Origin of the sequence: Enterobacter sp. PTB (genome assembly GCF_051130085.1) — a bacterium.
Classification (GTDB): Bacteria; Pseudomonadota; Gammaproteobacteria; order Enterobacterales; family Enterobacteriaceae; genus Enterobacter; species Enterobacter ludwigii.
In genome coordinates this window covers 1-340 of record NZ_JBDKEE010000153.1, presented here as the reverse complement: position 1 = coordinate 340, position 340 = coordinate 1, and the positions used below count along the sequence as shown (strand labels likewise).

1 protein-coding gene is annotated in these 340 nt (G+C 54.4%); it reads right to left on the bottom strand.

Annotated elements, in window-relative coordinates; translation table 11 throughout:
- Positions 1 to 29: 29 nt before the first annotated feature.
- The coding region (gene tssD, locus AAIR21_RS28055) for a type VI secretion system tube protein TssD (RefSeq protein WP_434682863.1) at positions 30 to 340 on the bottom strand (311 nt) is incomplete at its 5' end.

Sequence of the window (340 nt, the reverse complement as noted above, 5' to 3'; positions counted from 1 at the left end):
AGACAGGGATAACCCCGTCTGCTGATGTGTTACGCGGTGGCGCGTTCGTTCCAGGAATCGGAATGAATGATGTTGCCATCCTTGTAGGTCCAGGTGATTTTTTCGTAGCGCAGCTCAAGCTGCTCCAGATGGTTGTGCTTCTCGTAGGACGGATCCTTGATGTCGTGCATCACCGGGTTCACCTTCACCACCTTCACGTTCTCAAGCTTCGTGTTGAAGTACTCCACCTCCTGACCGGCGTCGTTGATTTTGTACCATTTGAACTCAGCGGACGTCAGGGTCTGGCCGGTGGTCACCGCCTTGTACAGGTACGGGCTGGAGGCGTCGATTTCCTTGGTGA